Raw genomic sequence first — 19,214 nt, forward strand, 5'->3', positions numbered from 1 at the left:
TTTTTATAAGTAGTTTAACCTGAGGTAATAATAAATAAAAATACCTTGTTCGTCAGATTGAATTGAGATTGGGACAGCGGAAGGATTGTGATAAACCGACTAATTGTTAAGCTCTATTTTTGAAGAGATATAGCTGATGATTTTTTCGGCATGTTCGCGTGAGTTTTCGATGAACCAAACATGTGTGTCCATTCCTCCGCATACCACACCTGCCAAAAACACATTTGGAAGATTAGTTTCCATGTTTTCAGATGAATAGGAGGGCTGCATTTTCTTATCGGTTGATAGTTTAATCCCAATCTTTTTGAGAAATTCAAAATTGGGCTGATAGCCGGTCATGGCAATCACCCTATCGTTTTCGATAATTTGTATTCCGTTTGGAGTTTTAATTACTACCTCATTTTCTTTTATTTCAACTACCTCTGAATTAAATAAGGCCTTTACTTCATTTGCTTTAATGCGGTTTTCAATATCAGGTTTTACCCAATACTTTACACGTTCGCCAATCGAATCTCCGCGAATTACCATGGTTACCTCAGCTCCTTTACGGTAGGTTTCTAAAGCAGCATCAACCGCTGAATTATTGGCGCCAATTACCAATACTTTTTGTCCGGCGTAGTAATGAGGATCTTTATAATAATGAGTAACCTTTGGAAGATTTTCACCTTGAATGTTCATTAGAATCGGAATGTCATAAAATCCGGTAGCAATAATGATATGATTGGATAGGTATTTGCTTTTAGAGGTTTCAATCAGGTATTTTTCCATACGAGGTCTGACATTTTCAACTTCTTCAAACAAATGAATGCTTAGGAGGTTCGACATCGCAACCCGACGGTAATATTCTAACGCTTCAGGACGAGTAGGTTTGGGGTTGTTCGAAACAAATGGAACTTTTCCAATCTCCAGTCGTTCTGAAGTAGAAAAGAAAGTCATGTTGAGCGGGTAGTTATACAACGAGTTTACAAGACACCCTTTTTCAATAATCACATAGTTGAGCCCTGCTTTCTTTGCAGCTAGTCCGCAAGCTAAACCGATGGGCCCTGCTCCAATAATGATTAAATCATACTGGTTTATTAGTTCATTTGTCATTGGTTCAATAGCTTCAAAATCACCACATAGGGATGAAATCACCAAGCAGCACTAAGAGAAAACAACAACTTCCGACTACTGTTCCTGCTGTCGCCACTGTTTTAATTATTCTTTAGATGTTAAGCCACTTAACATTGAAGTTGCAACTGAAAGCAACAAGCTAAATAATAGGGCCGACCAAAACCCATCGACGATAAAGCCAGTAACTAGTTTAGCAGCAAATTGGATAATAAGTGCATTGATAACGAATAGGAATAATCCTAACGTGAGGATTGTAATTGGAAGCGTGAAAAGTACCAATAGTGGTTTGAGCAACATGTTTAAAATGGCAAGAACCAAGGCCAGTATTAAAGCCGTTTCAATATTTTTAATGTGAACGCCGGGTAGAATATAGGTTAGGCCAAAAGCTACCAACCCCGTGATAATTATTTTGATTATAAAGTTCATCGTTTGAAGGTGTTATTAGTGATTTAAAATTTGAAACTTCGGTATTCAATGAATGGCTAACCATTTCTTGATTTCTACTTAAGGTTATTCCAACAATGCCTTAATATCAGATGCAGAAAGGGATTTAGCAAACGAATCCTCTACTGTTATTAATGAGCTCGACAAGTGCTTTTTACGCTTTTGCAGGTTCAAAATCTTTTCCTCAACCGTGTTTTTGGTGATGAATTTATAGATGAATACATTTTTGGTTTGCCCGATACGATGAGCGCGGTCTACCGCTTGCTGTTCAACGGCAGGATTCCACCAAGGATCAAGTAAAAACACGTAGTCGGCTTCGATAAGATTTAGTCCAGTTCCGCCGGCTTTAATTGAGATTAGGAACAATTGAATATCATCTTTTTCTTTAAACTCGCGAATGTTGTCACTACGTTTACGAGTGGCACCATCCAAATAAGCATAGCCGATGTTCATTTTGTCGAGTTCTTCGCGTAAAATAGAAAGATGTTTCACGAATTGAGAGAACACCAAGATTTTATGTCCGCGTGCTAAGGTGTTTTGTAATAATTCCAGAACCAATGAAAACTTCCAGGAGTCATGTTTGTAGTTATCATCAGTCAAGCGCGGATGATTGGCAATTTGCCTAAGTTTAGTTAATCCCTGTAATACCGGTATTTGTGATTTGCCTGCACCGTTATCAGCAATTAAGCCTAAGAGTTCATTGCGGTAATACGATTTTGTTTCTTCATATACCTTTTCCTGTTCTTCACTCATATTGCAGTAAAAGATTTGTTCCGTTTTATCAGGAAGTTCTTTTGCCACCTGATCTTTAGTACGGCGCAAAATAAAAGGCTTGATGATGGCTTGTAAACGGCGCAATTTTTCTTCATCCTGCTTTTTCTCTATCGGAATGATGAACTCGTTTTGAAAATAAGTATGATTCCCCAGTAGGCCCGGATTGGCAAACGATAACTGTGACCAAAGATCAGCAATTGTGTTTTCTACCGGCGTTCCGCTAAGGATGAGTCGATTCTTGGATTTTAACGTACGAACTGCCTTTGCACTTTTCGATAGCGAGTTTTTTATATTCTGACTTTCATCGAGAATGATGTAATGAAAATAGAATTTATGAAGAATATCAGTGTCAATACGTACAATTCCATAGGTAGTTAACACTACATCGTATTCGGCAAAACTACTGGTGTCCTTTATACGATCACTACCCGTATATACAAAGATTTTGAGTTGTGGGGTAAACTTTTTCGCTTCACTTTTCCAGTTATCGATTAATGATGTGGGCATCACAATCATCGAAGTAAGATGAACTTCGCTTTTTTCTTTTACGTTTTGAAGCAAAGCCAGCGTTTGAACGGTTTTCCCTAAACCCATATCATCGGCGAGACAACCTCCCAAGTTGTACCTGCTTAAAAAACTGAACCAGTTAAACCCTGCTTTTTGATATGGCCGCAACTCTCCTTTAAAATGCTTTGGAGTAGGAATGTCATCAATGCCTTCAAATGTATTAAGAGCTTGCAGTTTTCGATCCATAATGGTTTCAGCCAGCTGACTCTCTGTAAATTCTTTAATAAGTCCTATGTGATGCTTTTTAAGATGCAGATGTTTTCCTCCTTCAGCAAAAGCAAACAGGTTGCCATAAGTAGCGAACCAACTTTCAGGGATGATTGCAATTTCTCCTGATGGCAACAAGAACTCTTTCCGGTGATTAAGAATATGATTTTTAAGCTCGATAAACGGAATTTCATAATTCCCAAAACGAACGGTGGCGTGTACATCGAACCAATCGTTGTTTTCTTTAAACTGAAGATTAATGGTGCTCTTGCCAAATACGTACTTTTTATCGCCTTCAGTTTGTTCAATCGAAAATCCTTTTTCAGCCAGCTCGTCAAAGTGATCATTGATCCACTCATGAATGCTGAATTCTAAGTTTTCACTATCAGTGCTTTTTAAGCGGTAGAGATTTTTATGATGTTTTTCCAAGCCAAGGTATTCAAGTTCGGAAGCTTTTTTCTGCTCCCATAAACTAGCTCGCTTTACGCGATGGAAAACATAGTTATCGCCTATTTGCTCAACACTTACCGACACGGTTCCGCTACTTTCAAATGGGAAGCGATATTTATCGTAAATGAAGAAAAGCTCAATCTCGGGTAGTTCATTTTTTGGATTGATTTGCAGAATAGGAGAGGCTTCATATTTTTCGGTTATGATCTCAAAGCCTTCTGCATACACATGATGCTTTTCAATTAGAGGCGCTACAAACTTTTCAAAGTAGTTCTTTTCAGCAGCTTTAGGTATTTCAATAAAACGTTTATTGAGAAAAGGACTAAGTTTTTTACCTTCCAGCTCTCCCTCGAAAAAATGAAGTGTATCATTCAATAATAACCAAGCCGGGCTGTTGCTGATTACCTGCGCATCTTTAAACATAAAATCGATGCGACGGTCTTTGTATTTTATGGTTGGAAAATAGCGCGTGCTTTCTTCATTTCGACGAAAATGAAAAAGCACCGAGGCTGCAGTGTCGGCAATGTTCAAACGCATCCAGGCCGGATTGCCCTCCTTACCCATTTCAAAAACCCGTTTATCGCGCATCAGGTTGATCGCCTGAGATTGTAGCCGTTCAATAGTAGGGCGAACACGGGCATGAACCTCATCGGTATAAAACTTTGGAAAATACTCTGAAGGGCGTATCGGTTTTTTATGATATTTGCGAATAATGTTTTCCTGTTCGCATTGTTCAAGCAATTTTATCAGCTTAAAATCAGTTTCGTCAAGGTAAGCGGCGAATTCTTGGGCTGTATGTGAAAACAGACGTTGGTGAATTAGTGAATAAAAGTTTTCACGATTGAGCTGTACAATATGAGGCTCAAACAAAAATCCGAGGAATTCGTGCTGAAGAAGGGAATAAACAATTTTGCAGGGCTTGTTACTATCGACTCTAAGCATAGAATGAAACAACTAAAATTAGTGCAAGGTAGTAGCAACAAAAAAATTAAAGATAAAAAATATTAAGTAAAAAAGAACTTTTCTGAAATCCATTAATTAATAAAGCCTTCATTTGGATCATTCATTACACGGCAGACTTGTGGAGAAGTAAAAACGATAGGCTTATTTAAGCTACTAGACTTTCTATGAGATAAGAAGCCTCTGGAGATTTTTTATCTTCAGAGGCTTCTTTTTTGTTATGCAGTGTGCTCTATTTTTGGATTGGTTTTTTATAGCTAACCTTAACCCTGGCAACGCCTGAGTTTACCATTCCTAGTTGATAAGCTGCTTTTTTGGACAAATCGATTACGCGCCCTGCCACATACGGGCCGCGGTCATTGACAATGACTTTTACAGTTTTGCCATTTTCCAGATTTTTAATATGCAGTATGGTGCCAAAAGGCAAAGTTCGATGCGCAGCAGTTAATTCAGAAGATTCATAACGATCGCCACTGGCTGTTTTTTGGCCTTCAAACTCATTACTATAATATGAAGCTTTTCCGGTTTGGCTAACCGTAGAGCAAGCTGTAAATCCAAGCCCGGAAGCCAAAAGGCCTATTAATGTTTTTGGTTTCATGATTTAGATTTGTTGGTTTGACTATAATAAAAGGGGAAAACCATGCCACCGCATATAAATCGGCAATCTGAGCTGATAGAGGCGAATGGTACGTTTGCAAAAGTGGAATATTGGGGAGATTATTCCCGCTTTATAATTTCATATGAGGAGATTCAAATGACGATTTATACCGGCAATGCAAAAGCAAAGGAGCTGCCTTCGCCTAATTCGCTTTCTGCCCAAATACGTCCGTTTTGCGCCTCAATAAAATCTTTAGAAATGGCCAGGCCCAAACCGGTTCCGCTTTGTGATTTATCAAGGCCCGGAACTTTGAAATAGCGTTCAAATATTCTGTTTAGGTACTTTTTTTCAATGCCTTTGCCAAAATCACGAACAGAGAATACAACCTCATGATTCGTTTGTTCAGCTCTGATTTCGATTTTACTTTTTTCCGGACTATAACGAATTGCATTTGACAGAAAGTTTACTAATACCCAAGCAGTTTTTTCCATATCAGTATTCACAAGTGGTAATTGATCCGAGCAATTTACGTCCAGCTCAAGCTGCTTTTGTTCAGCCATAAATTTTACAGCATTGTAAGCATAATCAACGATCATTTTTGGTTCTGTTTTGCGGAAATTAAGCTGAATATTTCCGGTTTCGGTTTGAGCCAGATCAAGAAGCTCACCGGTTATTTTTAACAAACGTTGAGTGTCACTATTTATATTACTGATTAGCTGTTTTTGCTCCTGATTTACAGTTCCTACTCGCTCATCATCCAGCAATTTGATACTCATTTTTATGGAAGCTATAGGTGTTTTCAGTTCATGCGATATGGTGGCGATGAAATTGGTTTTGGCCTCATCCAATTCATGAAACTTGGTGATGTTTTTAAGTACGATCACTTTACCGAGTAAACGCTCTTCATTCTTTACTCCAAAAACATCTTGAATAAAATAGCTTTCCTTTTGGTCGGCATAAATTTTCAGCTCTTTGCCAATATGCTGTTCTCCTAAAAGTGTTCGCAACAAATCATTATGAATGGCTACATCGGGAGCAGATTTTCCTAGTAAATCATCTTCCCTCATCCCCATAATTGCACATACTGATGGATTAGCAAACAAAATCTTGTTGTTTTCATCGAGTACAAGTGTTGGATCGGTCATGTTATCAATAATGGTCTCTATTCTTTTTTTCTCAAACATGATCTGGGCAAGGTTGCTGTTTTCGTAAAGATCCAGTTGCTTCGCCATCCCGTTGAATGCAATAGCTAGTTCTCCAAACTCATCACCCGATTTAAAATGTAAACGTTGTCCGTAATTTCTATTGGCGATTTCTTTAATGCTTTCAGTAAGTTGACGAATTGGATTGGCGATATAACCAGGGAAATTGATGATAAAGCTGAAACAAGCCATTATGCAAATGGCAAGTAATAATGAAATATAGAGAACGGCATCATCGGCTGTTTTTTGAGCTACCCGGTTCTTTCGTTCCAGCGCTTGCATATTCATTTCGCTTATTTTGTACAATTTACTTCGAATTGAATTAGCCAGAACTGACGAGGAAGGATCTTTCTTATAATTCTCAAAATCTACTCGAAGCTGGTCAACAGTTTCTTTTTCACCAATCTCAGTAATATTATTTTCTTCTTGATTGAGTCGTTGACTGAACAAGTTAGTTGCTTCTTGAGCTTTGGCCACATCCGCACTACTGATATCATCAAACTGTTGCATCATGTCTTTGGCAAACTCAATAGATTCATAATTATCTTTTAAAATGGCTTTTGAATCCTTGCCTAGTTTATAAATATAGTGAGTTCCGGTAAGTCCCATTAGTAGAATTACGATGAAAAGAAACCAGAGTCCAAGCGTGAGTTTAGCTTTAATTTTCATTTTAGATATTAGATTTTGCGATCTGAGTATTGAGATATAGATTTAGATGGAGATCCAACATAGATAAAAGGCATTACTGTCTTTGCTCTTCTTGAATCTTTGATCTATGAAAGTATCACCAAGTCGACATCCAATCGCTCTATTTTTTTTATAATTTGTTCAAATAAGGCTCGCCCCTTAAAAACTTTCCACCAACTAAACTCCGGTTTACCCAGGCAAAGTGTGGTAACTTCGTATTTTGTGATTGCCTCAAACATGCCTTCAGCAATGTTCTCATTTTTCAGTTTGATTACCTCTCCTCCAAGTTCAGTAGCCAATTTAAAATTATTGATAAGATGACGCTGACAATTGAGTCTTATCTTGTCTGCACTTTCGCGTGGGGTTTGTACATATAGCACGAACCATCTCGAATTGTAATAAGCTGCTAAGCGCGCCGTTTTGCGAATAATATTTTTGGCTGAAACATCATTTGTACTGATACAAGCCATAAAAACTTCAGCTCGCAATTTGATGGCTTTAGGTATTTCAGCGTCAATTTTACGTACAACTTGCCTTGCTACCTCTTTCAGGGCCAGCTCCCTTAATTGGAGTATTTTTTCAGATTGAAAGAAATTACCCAAGGCCATTTGCACTTTAGCTTCATCGTAAATTTTGCCTTCTTTCAATCGGGTAATCAATTCTTCAGCGGTTAAATCGATGTTTACGACCTCATCGGCCATTAATAAAACGCTATCTGGAACACGTTCTTGGATCGTTGCTCCACTAATGCGTTCAGCTTCATCGTTTATACTTTCAATATGTTGAATGTTTACCGCACTGATTACGTTAATACCTGCTTTTAAAATATCCAATACATCCTGCCAGCGTTTTTCATTTTGGCTGCCCTCGATATTTGTATGGGCTAACTCATCTACTATCACCACTTCAGGCCTTACAGTAAGAATGGCTTGAAGATCCATTTCTTCAAGCTCTTTACCTTTATAAAACAATTTACGGCGAGGAATAATTGGTAGTCCAAGGAGTAGGGCATGAGTTTCCTTACGGCCATGTGTTTCTATATAGCCGATTTTAACATCAATGCCATTTTTGAGCAAGGAGTGTGCCTCTTGCAGCATGCGATAAGTTTTTCCCACACCCGCACTCATGCCGATGTAAATTTTGAACTTACCTCGTTTTGAACGTTGAATAAGTTCTATAAAATGCTGTGCCGATTGTTCTTTTTCAGGCATTAGATTTATTTTAACCTTAGAGATGTATCAAAAGACGGTCTTTTGAATTTTATTTTTTAAAAACTAAAGGTCAATGAAGTAGTAACAAAAGCATTGTTGCTTACCGATTCGCCGTTGCGTGTAAAGATGGTGTCTTTGCTCTTGAAGTTTTTGCCCTCTGCACGAAGCAGTACATTTTTAAACGGAGTGTAATCAAAACCTATAGAGTAACCGAAGGTTTTAAAACCATTTTCGGTTCCGGAGGCAATGATGACTCCATTTTCATCACTGTAATATTCTCCACGAGCTGCAATGGCCAACTGATCAGTTACTGCATAACGGGCAATTAACACAGGGCTATACCAGGTATTATAATCTGATGATCCTTTTGATGTTTGCTCTATCCCATAGTCAAGACCAGCCATTAATCCAAACTTATCGGTAAGCTGAAATATTCCATAAAAATTATTGAAATAGCGCATTTGTTTTACCGAGTCTGGTTTGACATTTCCAATAAAGTTACTGTAGTTTAAGGTAACTTTTGATGATGGTTTAAAGGTAACCTGAGCTCCAAAAGCCGGCGTACTGTTACCATCAAGCCGTTTGATTCGCTGCCAGCCGTTCAAATACATGAACGAAACAAACCATTTCTCATTTGGGGTTGTATATGACAGTTTTGCTCCTGATTCATAATAAGGAGAGTTTTCGGCTAAAATGCTCCTGGTTAAGGTCCAGCAATCGCGACTGATTGCACTTTCAAAGCCGAGATGAGATGCAAAAACGCCTGCATCAAACCACAGATTAGCACTCTTTGATAATTTGATTCCTGCGTTGGCTTCAAAAACATGTTGCATAGTTGGTTGCTCGGCAGCAAGGTTAGCCTGAGCATAAGTTCCGGCCATTAGTGCTAAATTGGCCCGCACCCGATCTCCATTATAAGCTCCTTTTACGAATGCAAGATTAATGTTAACCTCATTTGAGCGATTATGGTTATATAAAAATCCTGGTATAGTATGATTTTCGGGTTTGTTAAAATCGTAATTGTAAAAAATCTCGGCGTAACCGCTCACACTTAGTTTTGAAGAATCTGTAGTTTGTGCAGCAGCACTACCGGCGATGAAAATGCTTATTATGGTTGAAAGTCTTTTCATTTAATTCAGGATTTGGGATAGGAGATTTGTGATTTGAGATGTCCGACAAGAGTCTCATATCATAAATCTCAATACTCTCATCTACTTTAATTCATCCAAAGCCACATTCAGCTTTAATAGATTGATTGTTGTTGGTCCCAGGGTATGATGCTCAGTATGTTTGGTGATCAGTTCATTTACTTTTTCCAGGGAAATATTGCGAACTTTGGCTACACGAGCCGCTTGAACAGCAGCGCCTTTTGGTGATATGTTAGGATCCAAGCCAGAACCTGAAGCTGTAACTAATTCAGCAGGAATTTCTGATTTTGTTATAGTCGGATTGTGTACTAAAAAAGTATCGATGCGATTCTGAACTTGTTTCAAATACTCAGGGTTAGAAGGCCCCCTATTTGAGCCCCCGGAACCCGCCGCATTATAATCAACTGCTGAAGGACGGCCCCAAAAGTATTTATCTTTGGTGAACTTTTGTCCGATGAGTTCATAACCCACCACTTTACCATTATAGGTTACTTTAACCCCATCACCTTTTCCTGGCGCTAGTTTAGCAATGCAGGCTAAGGCCAAAGGAAATAATCCACCAAATAGAATGGAAAGGATTATGGTTATTTTTATAGATGGAAGAAGATATTTTTTCATTGTCTTATTAGATTTGAGATTTGCGTATTGCGATATGACTGAATAAAACTTTTTCAATACTCATTTCTCAATACGCTATATTTTATATAAACATTGTTATTACCATATCAATCAACTTAATACCAATGAAAGGCACAATGATGCCTCCCAAGCCATAAATTAGCAGGTTTCTGCGTAATAAAGCACTTGCTCCGATTGGACGGTAGGCAACACCTCTTAATGCCAAAGGAATCAACATGGGAATAATTATGGCGTTGAAAATGATCGCTGAAAGAATTGCCGATTCCGGGCTGCTTAGTTTCATAATGTTCAAACTTTGCAAAGCGGGAATCGAGGCCATGAACAAAGCCGGGACGATGGCGAAATATTTAGCCACATCATTCGCAATTGAAAAAGTGGTTAGTGTACCACGAGTCATGAGCAACTGCTTGCCAATTTCAACGATCTCAATCAGTTTGGTAGGGTCGTTATCAAGATCTACCATATTGCCTGCTTCTTTCGCCGCTTGTGTTCCGCTGTTCATTGCCACACCAACATCAGCCTGAGCCAAAGCCGGAGCATCATTGGTTCCATCACCCATCATTGCAACCAATTTACCTTGGGCTTGTTCAGCTTTGATGTAGTTCATCTTATCTTCAGGCTTCGCCTCAGCAATATAGTCATCAACGCCTGCTTTATCCGCAATGTATTTTGCTGTTAAAGGGTTGTCGCCGGTAACCATCACCGTTTTTACTCCCATTTTGCGGAGGCGTTCAAAACGCTCTGAAATGCCTGGTTTGATAATGTCTTGTAATTCAATTACACCCCACACTTGTTCGTTTCTACAAACTACCAGAGGAGTTCCCCCATTCGAAGCAATTTTCTTTACTTGTTCCTCAGTTTCGTCTGGAAGTTTGTTTCCGGCGCTGGTTACTATGTTTTTGATTGAATCAAAGGCTCCTTTGCGGATTCGGTGCCCGTCAGCCAGATTAACGCCGCTGCTGCGTGTTTCAGCTGTGAATTTTATGAATTCCATGCCTTTCTGATCAACAGTAATTAGTTTCTTGCCGTTTAGTTGCTCATTGGCCAGTTCAACGATCGATTTACCTTCGGGCGTTTCATCTGCTAAAGATGATAAGGTACACGCTTGAAGAAACATATCCGAATCGATACCTAAAGCAGGATAAAAATTGGTGGCCTTGCGGTTTCCAATGGTAATGGTGCCGGTTTTATCAAGCAGAAGCGTATCCAAGTCGCCAGCTGTTTCTACCGCTTTACCCGACTTGGTTATAACATTGGCTCGCAATGCCCGGTCCATTCCTGCAATACCAATTGCCGAAAGCAAGCCGCCTATTGTGGTAGGAATCAGGCAAACGAACAAAGAGATGAATGATGAAATCGTAATCGGGGTATTTGCGTAATCAGCAAATGGCTTTAGGGTAACGCAAACAATAATAAACACCAGTGTGAAACTTGCCAGTAAGATAGTTAAAGCGATTTCGTTAGGCGTTTTTTGACGAGAAGCTCCTTCCACCAAAGCAATCATTTTATCCAAAAACGATTCGCCTGGCTGTGTGGTTACTACCACTTTAATTTCGTCGGAAAGCACTTTGGTACCTCCGGTAACTGATGATTTATCGCAGCCAGCTTCACGAATAACGGGGGCAGACTCACCGGTTATGGCTGATTCATCAATCGTTGCCAAGCCTTCAATGATTTCTCCGTCAGTAGGAATCACATCTCCAGCCGCACAGATAAATAAGTCACCTTTGAGTAGTTGAGCCGATGATTTGGTAATCATCTTGCCATCCGAAAGAATAACTTTAGCTGGTGTTTCTTCGCGGGTTTTCCGTAGTGATTCGGCTTGTGCTTTGCCACGCGCTTCAGCAATGGCTTCAGCAAAATTGGCAAACAATACGGTTACCAATAAAATTAGGAATACAATAAAGTTGTATATAACTGAGCCTTGTGATTTGTCGCCGGTGAATGCTGAATATAATGTAACTATCAACGTTACCAGTGTGCCCATTTCCACGGTAAACATGACCGGATTCTTGATCATGATCCGAGGATTTAATTTTACAAAGGACTGTTTTAGCGCTCCTTGTACAAGATCTCGCTCAAATAAGTCCAATTTGCGTGTATGTTTTCTTGAAATATCCATGTTAAATCTTTTCTATTTCTTCTAATTAATAAATGCTGAAGTACTCAGCAATCGGACCTAATGCCAACGCAGGGAAATAGGATAAGGCGGTTACAATGACAATTATCGCCAAAATCATTGCACCAAAGGTTAATGAATCGGTTTTTAGGGTGCCGGATGATTCAGGAATATATTTTTTATTAGCAAGGAGTCCCACAATAGCAATTGGGCCGATAATTGGCAAGAATCTGCCTAAAATCAATACGAAACCGGTGCTAACGTTCCACCAAATGTTATTATCTCCTAAACCTTCAAAGCCTGAACCATTGTTAGCGTTTGACGAAGTGTATTCATATAATATCTCTGAAAATCCATGATGCCCCGGGTTGTTGAGCCAGCTACCAGGCTTTACTGCCCAATCTGCATTTGGATACTGCATAAATAGATAAGAGGCCAAGGCTGTGCCGGCAAGAATAAGCAGCGGACTTAATAAGGCAATTAAAGCTGCAATTTTAACTTCCCGGGCCTCCACTTTATGCCCCATGAACTCCGGTGTTCGGCCTACCATCAGCCCGGAAATAAACACAGCAATGATGATAAAGATGAAAAAGTTCAAGAACCCAACGCCAACCCCACCATATAAGGCATTAATCATCATATCTAACATAGCCACTCCTCCTGAAATAGGTGTTAAGCTATCATGCATCGCGTTTACAGAACCATTAGAAGTTGAGGTGGTAGCAATGCTCCAATAGGCTGATGCCGCTGGCCCAATTCTTACTTCTTTGCCCTCCATGCTGCCGGTAGGTTCTGAAATGCCCATTTTAGCAATAGCAGGATTGCCTGCGGTTTCATAATGTACATTTATGCTCACGAAAGTCAGGAAAAACAAGGTCATGATGCCAAAAATGACGTAAGCAAACTTCTTACGATTTAGATAATAACCTAAGGCAAAAACCAAGGCAATAGGAATCAATAAAATGGAAATGCTTTCCGCTGCATTGGTGAGGTAATTAGGGTTTTCAAACGGATGTGCAGTGTTTGCTCCAAACCAGCCACCGCCGTTAGTGCCCAACATCTTAATAGCAATCATGCCGGCAGCTGGTCCGCGCGATACTTGTACGCCATCACCTTGCAGGGTAACGATTGAATCTTTACCGGAATAGCTGGCGGGAGTGCCGTTGAATATCAAAATAGTAGCAACAATCGTTGCAGTAGGAAGTAAAATACGGGTGTTGGCTTTAACGAAGATATCCCAGAAGTTGCCAAGGCTGTTAGTGGTTTTGGTTTTTAATCCGTTAAACAAGGCTATTAATGCTGCCATACCGGTGGCAGCACTTGTAAACATTAAGAAGGTAATTACAAACAGTTGCGTGAAATAGGTTAAGCCTGTTTCACCTGAATAATGTTGTAAGTCGCAGTTAACTACAAAGCTTATAATGGTATTAAAAGCAAGATCTGGAGATTGGTTGGGATTACTGTCGGGGTTTAATGGTAAATAAGCTTGAAAAAACAACAATCCAAAACCGATGACAAACCAAACCAGATTGACAGTAAGCAGCGCCTTTAAGAACTGTTTCCAGTTCATGTCCTCTTTGGGATTAATGCCTGACAGTTTGAAGAAGATCCGTTCTATCGGACGCATAAAGTCTGACCAGGTATTTTCTCCTTTAAAAACTTTCGCTATATACATAGCCAATGGAATGGCAAGTAACACCGTAACTACGTAAGTAATGATTATGCCGATAATTTCTGTGTTCATTGTTAGTTAAAAGTTGGGTCTCGAATTAATCGCTTTAAAACTTTTCGGGTTTTAATAGTACATAAACCAGGTATGTAAATACCAGAATGGAAAGAATGAATAGTGCAGTCATTTATTTACGTTTTAAATGTTTTCGAAATAGTCGACAGACTTGAAAAATAGCCAGAAGCATAAAATCCCGGCGAGGAGTAATAGCATCGTCATCATTTTTTTAAAAATTAATTAGAAACATGTAATTAATGTTTGACGGAAGATGCCAAACATAATGCCTAGGAAATTCAAGAGAGGTGAGGTGAAATAAAAACGGCTTATAATTAGATTGTTAATCTATTTTGTTTTGGAAATCTTGTTTTGATTAAAAAGAAAAACCCTTTCAAAATGGAAGGGTTTTTCCAGAATGGAGTGAAGTTACTTCTTTATGCAGGGCGTAGTGCTTGCAGAGTTTACTCTAAAAAAGAAGGAATATTGAAGATCAAACTGAAGCAGATCAATACACAAACCGCCAAGAGCAGTGAGATGTATAAAATAGCATTGTCGGCGGTTTTTTGAGCCAATCCATTTTTGCGTTCTAAAGCTTGCATGTTTAACTCGCTGATCTTATACAGATTTGTTCGTATTGAGGTCGATAAAAGTTGAGAAGATGGGTTTTGCTGATAATACTCAAAATTGGCACGCAGCTGTTTAACAGTCTCTTTTTCGCCAATTTCGGTAATATTACTTTCTTCCAATTTAAGTTTACTATCGAATTGAACCGCTGCCGCCCGTGCTTTGCTAACTTCAGCATTGTTCATATTGTCAAGTTGCTGCATCATTTCTTTAGCCCATTCAATGGATGCATAATTATCCTTTAAAATCGCCTTTGAATTTTTGCCTAGCTTGTAAATAAATTGGGTTCCGGCAAGGCCCATAAGCAGGATTACCAAGAACAAAGACCAGAGGCCAATTGTGAGTTTCGTTATCTTTTTCATTTCCCATTGTTTTGAGAAATTGATAAAGTTCTAGTTCTATGCCAATTATTAGAAATGAAAAAGTAAGTGATCAGTCAGATTTTATACTCTTCAATTTTTCTATAAAGCGTTGTGAGTCCGATGTTGAGCAAGCGTGCGGCTTCGGTTTTGTTGCCTCCGGTATGTGCTAATACTTTTTTAATGTGTTGTTTTTCGACTGTTGACAGATCGAAGGAGCTTGTGATTGAACCGCTGATCGCATCTTGTTGTAGTTCAAAAGGAAGATCTTCTACTGTTAATGAGTTCGAATCACAAAGAATAACAGCACGCTCCATAATATTTTTAAGCTCTCGAATATTGCCTCTCCAGTTATAGTTTTGTAGATGGGTCAAAAATTCAGGGCTCATAGCAATTATGCGTTTGTTGGTTTTAGCGCCAAACTGTTTCAGAAAGAAATTAGCCAATTCAAGAATATCTTTTTTGCGATCTCGCAAAGCCGGAAGGTTAATTTGAAAAACACTGAGTCGGTAGAAAAGGTCTAATCGAAAATGGCCGTTTTCACTTTCGGTTTTTAAATCGCGATTGGTGGCTGCAATTACTCGAACATTCACTTTTGAGGTTTTGCTTTCTCCGACTTTCAAAAGTTCACCTGTTTCAAGTACACGTAAGAGTTTGGCTTGAAGGTCAATGTTCATTTCGCCAATTTCATCCAAAAAAATAGTCCCTTCATTTGCTTCTTCAAATAAGCCTTTTGTGTCTTTCGTTGCACCTGTAAAAGCACCCGCTTTGTGGCCAAACAACTCGCTTTCCAGTAATTCTTTAGAGAATGCACTGCAATTTACGGCGACAAAGTTTTTCTTTTGTCGGCTGCTTTCTTGATGAATAGCTTCCGCAAAAACTTCTTTGCCTGTTCCGGTTTCTCCTAAGAGCAAAACGGTTGTGTCTGTATTGGAAACTTTTCGGGCCAGCGTAATAGCATCCTGTATTTGCTTGGATTGGCCAATTATTTTATCAAACGAATATTTTTCGCCAACTCTTTTTTCTAAATGATGCAAACGTTGTTGCATTTGGGCTTTTTCCATGGCTTTGGCCACCAGTGGAATAATTTTGTCATTATCGTCGCCTTTGGTTATATAATCGAATGCCCCGTTTTTTATAGCTTTAACGCCATCAGCAATAGTTCCGAATGCGGTTAATACAATGATTTCCAGCTCCGGATATTTTGATCTGATACTTTGAGTTAGTTCAACGCCGTTTGCATCGGGTAGTTTCACATCACTAAGCACCACTTGTATGTCTTCTAGTTCGAGTTTTTTTAGACCCTCTTTGCCAGTTGCGGCTTCAAATAGGGAATAACCTTCCAACGAAAGAATACGAGCAAGTAATCCTCTCAGTTTATCTTCGTCATCAATAATAAGGATGTTGCCTTTTGACATGTTTTAATAATAAATTTAAAGCAAATGAACGAAGTTTTTTTGATTGAATACTTTAGCCTTTTGGTAAAGACGAAAAAAGTCCACTGAATGCTCCAGTGGACTTCACATGTTCAACCTTAAAGCAGAACTATTATAATTCTTTAACAACTTATGCCTTCGTTTTTGCAGCAGTCATTTTAGTTAATTTCTTGCCACATATAGAGCATTTTCCTGGTTGGGTACTCACTTCATTATTATGCTCTTTACAATAATAAGTTCCTACTTTAATTAGTGCTACGTTGTCTGTAGGACAATCGCCCCGTTCTGAGGCAGAGTAATCGCATTTAGGGCAACGGTATTGTTCTGCTGTAGTAGCATGACTAGCATGTTTATTTGCATGTTTCGTGGTGCTGGCCTTTGGGCTTGTAGGGGTAGTAGGTACTTCTTGTGCATATACTCCTAGAGTAAACGCACATAACGTACAGATCAATAAGAGTTTTTTCATGACTTATAGATTTAATAATGGTTCGATAAAATCGTTATTTTCATAGAGTTACTACTAAGAACAGTTAAGTAATAAAATCCTCTCTAGTAAAACCTCAAAAAATGCACCATTTCTGCTGTTTTTTTTGCATATATAATATTAATTGGAAAGTGGACTTACGGCATCAAAATTCTGCCTACTTTTGTTCGCTTACCAATTTCGTGGTTTGCAAGCTATGTCCAGCAACGAGAAGTCCATTTATACCTTACAATTTGCATTGGTTTGCCTGAGTTCATTTTTGTTCTCCGCCAGTTTCAATATGCTCATTCCGGAGCTGCCATCGTATTTAAGTAGTTTAGGAGGTGCTGAGTATAAGGGGCTTATTATCGCTTTGTTTACCTTAACGGCAGGCATTTCCAGACCTTTTAGTGGAAAATTGACAGATACCATTGGTCGGGTTCCGGTTATGGCTGTAGGTTCGCTTGTTTGTTTTGTCTGCGGATTTCTATATCCGGTACTTACTACGGTGGCCGGCTTTCTCTTCTTAAGGTTGATTCATGGCTTTTCTACAGGATTTAAGCCAACGGCCACTGCCGCCTACGTTGCCGATCTGGTTCCGATTAATCGTTGGGGAGAAGCAATGGGCATTCACGGCATTTGTTTTAGCACCGGAATGGCGATTGGTCCGGCCATTGGAAGTGCAATAACGGCCCGGTTTTCTATTAATATCTTATTTTATTGTTCATCCGTTTTTGCATTGTTGTCAATTGCCATACTGATGAATATGAAAGAAAGCTTGCACAATAAACAGTCCTTTAAGTTTGCCCATTTAAAGATGGGTAGAAATGAAATTATAGAATGGCGGGCTTTGCCGGCGGCTGTTGTTACCTTGTTAAGTTATGTGAGCTATGGTGCGTTGCTTACTATCGTTTCTGATTGGAGCAAACATTTGGGAGTAGAAAACAAAGGCTTGTTTTTTATGGTGTTTACCGTAGCTTCGTTATTGATTCGCTTCGTTGCAGGCAAGGCTTCCGATCGTTATGGCAGGGTTAGCATTTTAAAGATATCGATCGTATTGCTGATATTTTCATTGGTGTTTATCGGCATGGCCAATTCAGCCTTTTCATTAATGGCAGCCTCGGCGTTATATGGTGTTGCAACCGGTATGCTGTCGCCAGCGGTTACTGCTTGGACAGTGGACTTAAGTCATGAAGAGCATAGAGGAAAAGCAATGGCAACGATGTATATAGCCTTGGAAATAGGTATTGGAACGGGAGCCTTGTTAGCCGGTTGGCTATTTGTCGACCAAATTTCAATGGTTCCGGTAACGTTCTATGCCTGCGCAGGAATCACGCTTATAGGTTTTATTTACCTTCAGTTTATTTACAAAAATAAAATTAACCCATCTCGCTTTGAATCCCGAAATATTAAATGAACTAGTCACCATGCGCATGCCTTATGGTAAATATAAAGGCGTTATACTCTGTAATTTGCCAGAGCCTTATTTAGTTTGGTATCATAGCAAAGGTTTTCCAACCGGAAAGCTTGGCATGTTGCTGCACACGTTATACGAAATTAAGCTCAATGGTTTGGAATATTTGCTGGAGCCGTTGAAAAAGTAGATATAGTGCCATGGCATGCACATAGATTTTTTGTCTTTACACTAAAAACAAAATCGTCTGTGTACATGCTGCTCAGACTGTGATTACTAAACCTCAATCTCTCCTTCAAAAACAAAATCAGCAGGACCTTCTAGAAATATATTGGTAAATGATTTTCCGTCGGTTGTTGTTGCTGTTACGGATAGATCGCCGCCCATCGCTTTAATTTTTGTAGTATGAGTCCCGGTTATTCCTTTTTTAGACATTATCGCCAATGCTACAGCTGTAACGCCGGTACCGCAGGCTAGAGTTTCATCTTCTACACCACGTTCATAGGTGCGTACAGCCAGGTACTCTCCAAAATCTTCAACAAAGTTTACATTAATACCGTTGGCCTTGAAACGATCGTTGTATCTGATCGATCTGCCTGTTTCAAAAACATTTAGATCTTTTAAGTTGCTTACCTCGGTCACATAATGAGGGGAGCCTGTATTAAGCACAAAGAAATTATCGCCGGCTTCAATTTCGTTCACATCGATCATCTGTAAACTAATACCTTTGTTTGTTACTTTAGCGTAATGAGGTCCATCCACGGCAATAAAATTGGTTTCCTCATTAAATACGCCCAGTTTGTTTGCAAATGCTGTGATGCACCGGCCTCCATTTCCGCACATGGAGCTTAGGCGCCCATCAGAATTGGCATAAATCATTTCAAAATCAAAGTCAGGATGATTTTGCAATAACATTAAGCCGTCGCCCCCGATTCCAAATCTGCGGTCGCAAAGTCGTTCAAACAATTTCTCGTCAATTGCTAAACCTAATGTTCTGTTATCGATCAAAACAAAATCGTTTCCTGCCCCTTGATATTTATAAAATGATAGCTTCATCAAAAATTCATTTTTAT

17 protein-coding genes are annotated in these 19,214 nt (G+C 39.2%); 2 read left to right on the forward strand and 15 right to left on the reverse strand.

Annotation, left to right across the window (positions count from 1 at the left end):
* Positions 1–99 precede the first annotated feature (99 nt).
* From FN756_RS06455 to FN756_RS06520, 14 genes are all read right to left on the reverse strand, one after another.
* Complete coding sequence (locus tag FN756_RS06455) at positions 100–1,092, reverse strand: YpdA family putative bacillithiol disulfide reductase (protein WP_142602527.1); 993 nt, start codon at positions 1,090–1,092, stop codon at positions 100–102.
* Positions 1,093–1,197: 105 nt separating this feature from the next.
* On the reverse strand, positions 1,198–1,539 hold the full coding sequence (locus tag FN756_RS06460; RefSeq protein ID WP_142602529.1) for a phage holin family protein: 342 nt from the start codon (positions 1,537–1,539) through the stop codon (positions 1,198–1,200).
* A gap of 84 nt (positions 1,540–1,623) precedes the next feature.
* The gene (locus FN756_RS06465; RefSeq protein WP_142602531.1) at positions 1,624–4,497 is read right to left on the reverse strand and encodes a DEAD/DEAH box helicase; all 2,874 of its coding nucleotides are present in this window, start codon (positions 4,495–4,497) and stop codon (positions 1,624–1,626) included.
* A gap of 250 nt (positions 4,498–4,747) precedes the next feature.
* Complete coding sequence (locus FN756_RS06470; RefSeq protein ID WP_142602533.1) at positions 4,748–5,113, reverse strand: septal ring lytic transglycosylase RlpA family protein; 366 nt, start codon at positions 5,111–5,113, stop codon at positions 4,748–4,750.
* 164 nt (positions 5,114–5,277) lie between these two features.
* Entirely contained in the window at positions 5,278–6,984 is a 1,707-nt protein-coding gene (locus FN756_RS06475) for a HAMP domain-containing sensor histidine kinase (RefSeq protein WP_142602535.1), read from the reverse strand.
* Between the two features lie 104 nt (positions 6,985–7,088).
* Positions 7,089–8,213 (reverse strand): sensor protein KdpD, encoded by a 1,125-nt coding sequence (locus tag FN756_RS06480; protein ID WP_142602537.1) that lies wholly within the window; start codon positions 8,211–8,213, stop codon positions 7,089–7,091.
* A 56-nt stretch (positions 8,214–8,269) separates the two neighbouring features.
* Positions 8,270–9,343: a porin gene (locus FN756_RS06485; RefSeq protein WP_142602539.1), complete on the reverse strand. Its 1,074-nt coding sequence runs from the start codon at positions 9,341–9,343 to the stop codon at positions 8,270–8,272.
* An 81-nt stretch (positions 9,344–9,424) separates the two neighbouring features.
* Positions 9,425–9,979 carry a K(+)-transporting ATPase subunit C gene (locus FN756_RS06490; protein WP_142602541.1) on the reverse strand — a complete coding sequence of 185 codons (555 nt, stop codon included), beginning with the start codon at positions 9,977–9,979 and terminating at the stop codon, positions 9,425–9,427.
* 82 nt (positions 9,980–10,061) lie between these two features.
* On the reverse strand, positions 10,062–12,122 hold the full coding sequence (gene kdpB / locus FN756_RS06495) for a potassium-transporting ATPase subunit KdpB (protein WP_142602543.1): 2,061 nt from the start codon (positions 12,120–12,122) through the stop codon (positions 10,062–10,064).
* Between the two features lie 25 nt (positions 12,123–12,147).
* Positions 12,148–13,863, reverse strand: a complete 1,716-nt coding sequence (kdpA, locus tag FN756_RS06500) for a potassium-transporting ATPase subunit KdpA (protein WP_142602546.1) — start codon at positions 13,861–13,863, stop codon at positions 12,148–12,150.
* Between the two features lie 34 nt (positions 13,864–13,897).
* Positions 13,898–13,975, reverse strand: coding sequence for a K(+)-transporting ATPase subunit F (gene kdpF / locus FN756_RS06505; protein WP_142602860.1), 78 nt, complete (start codon positions 13,973–13,975; stop codon positions 13,898–13,900).
* 331 nt (positions 13,976–14,306) lie between these two features.
* Positions 14,307–14,831 carry a hypothetical protein gene (locus FN756_RS06510; protein ID WP_142602548.1) on the reverse strand — a complete coding sequence of 175 codons (525 nt, stop codon included), beginning with the start codon at positions 14,829–14,831 and terminating at the stop codon, positions 14,307–14,309.
* Positions 14,832–14,905: 74 nt separating this feature from the next.
* Complete coding sequence (locus tag FN756_RS06515) at positions 14,906–16,246, reverse strand: sigma-54-dependent transcriptional regulator (protein WP_142602550.1); 1,341 nt, start codon at positions 16,244–16,246, stop codon at positions 14,906–14,908.
* A 148-nt stretch (positions 16,247–16,394) separates the two neighbouring features.
* On the reverse strand, positions 16,395–16,730 hold the full coding sequence (locus FN756_RS06520; RefSeq protein ID WP_142602552.1) for a heavy metal-binding domain-containing protein: 336 nt from the start codon (positions 16,728–16,730) through the stop codon (positions 16,395–16,397).
* 214 nt (positions 16,731–16,944) lie between these two features.
* Here FN756_RS06520 and FN756_RS06525 point away from each other — a divergent pair, with 214 nt between their 5' ends.
* Entirely contained in the window at positions 16,945–18,144 is a 1,200-nt protein-coding gene (locus FN756_RS06525) for an MFS transporter (protein WP_142602554.1), read from the forward strand.
* Positions 18,122–18,331, forward strand: coding sequence for a DUF3820 family protein (locus FN756_RS06530; RefSeq protein WP_142602556.1), 210 nt, complete (start codon positions 18,122–18,124; stop codon positions 18,329–18,331). Before FN756_RS06525 ends, FN756_RS06530 begins: the two co-directional genes overlap by 23 nt.
* A gap of 86 nt (positions 18,332–18,417) precedes the next feature.
* Here the strand turns inward: FN756_RS06530 and dapF are convergent, their stop codons facing one another.
* On the reverse strand, positions 18,418–19,197 hold the full coding sequence (gene dapF, locus FN756_RS06535) for a diaminopimelate epimerase (RefSeq protein WP_142602558.1): 780 nt from the start codon (positions 19,195–19,197) through the stop codon (positions 18,418–18,420).
* Positions 19,198–19,214: the final 17 nt, after the last annotated feature.

Source organism: Solitalea koreensis (assembly GCF_900182575.1).
Lineage (GTDB): Bacteria > Bacteroidota > Bacteroidia > Sphingobacteriales > Sphingobacteriaceae > Solitalea > Solitalea koreensis.

Excerpts from the sequence above, each read along its gene's own strand:
- FN756_RS06455 (WP_142602527.1), bottom strand. The coding sequence starts at position 1,092 with ATGACAAATGAACTAATAAACCAGTATGATTTAATCATTATTGGAGCA.
- FN756_RS06460 (WP_142602529.1), bottom strand. The coding sequence starts at position 1,539 with ATGAACTTTATAATCAAAATAATTATCACGGGGTTGGTAGCTTTTGGC.
- FN756_RS06465 (WP_142602531.1), bottom strand. The coding sequence starts at position 4,497 with ATGCTTAGAGTCGATAGTAACAAGCCCTGCAAAATTGTTTATTCCCTT.
- FN756_RS06470 (WP_142602533.1), bottom strand. The coding sequence starts at position 5,113 with ATGAAACCAAAAACATTAATAGGCCTTTTGGCTTCCGGGCTTGGATTT.
- FN756_RS06475 (WP_142602535.1), bottom strand. The coding sequence starts at position 6,984 with ATGAAAATTAAAGCTAAACTCACGCTTGGACTCTGGTTTCTTTTCATC.
- FN756_RS06480 (WP_142602537.1), bottom strand. The coding sequence starts at position 8,213 with ATGCCTGAAAAAGAACAATCGGCACAGCATTTTATAGAACTTATTCAA.
- FN756_RS06485 (WP_142602539.1), bottom strand. The coding sequence starts at position 9,343 with ATGAAAAGACTTTCAACCATAATAAGCATTTTCATCGCCGGTAGTGCT.
- FN756_RS06490 (WP_142602541.1), bottom strand. The coding sequence starts at position 9,979 with ATGAAAAAATATCTTCTTCCATCTATAAAAATAACCATAATCCTTTCC.
- kdpB (WP_142602543.1), bottom strand. The coding sequence starts at position 12,122 with ATGGATATTTCAAGAAAACATACACGCAAATTGGACTTATTTGAGCGA.
- kdpA (WP_142602546.1), bottom strand. The coding sequence starts at position 13,863 with ATGAACACAGAAATTATCGGCATAATCATTACTTACGTAGTTACGGTG.
- kdpF (WP_142602860.1), bottom strand. The coding sequence starts at position 13,975 with ATGACTGCACTATTCATTCTTTCCATTCTGGTATTTACATACCTGGTT.
- FN756_RS06510 (WP_142602548.1), bottom strand. The coding sequence starts at position 14,831 with ATGAAAAAGATAACGAAACTCACAATTGGCCTCTGGTCTTTGTTCTTG.
- FN756_RS06515 (WP_142602550.1), bottom strand. The coding sequence starts at position 16,246 with ATGTCAAAAGGCAACATCCTTATTATTGATGACGAAGATAAACTGAGA.
- FN756_RS06520 (WP_142602552.1), bottom strand. The coding sequence starts at position 16,730 with ATGAAAAAACTCTTATTGATCTGTACGTTATGTGCGTTTACTCTAGGA.
- FN756_RS06525 (WP_142602554.1), top strand. The coding sequence starts at position 16,945 with ATGTCCAGCAACGAGAAGTCCATTTATACCTTACAATTTGCATTGGTT.
- dapF (WP_142602558.1), bottom strand. The coding sequence starts at position 19,197 with ATGAAGCTATCATTTTATAAATATCAAGGGGCAGGAAACGATTTTGTT.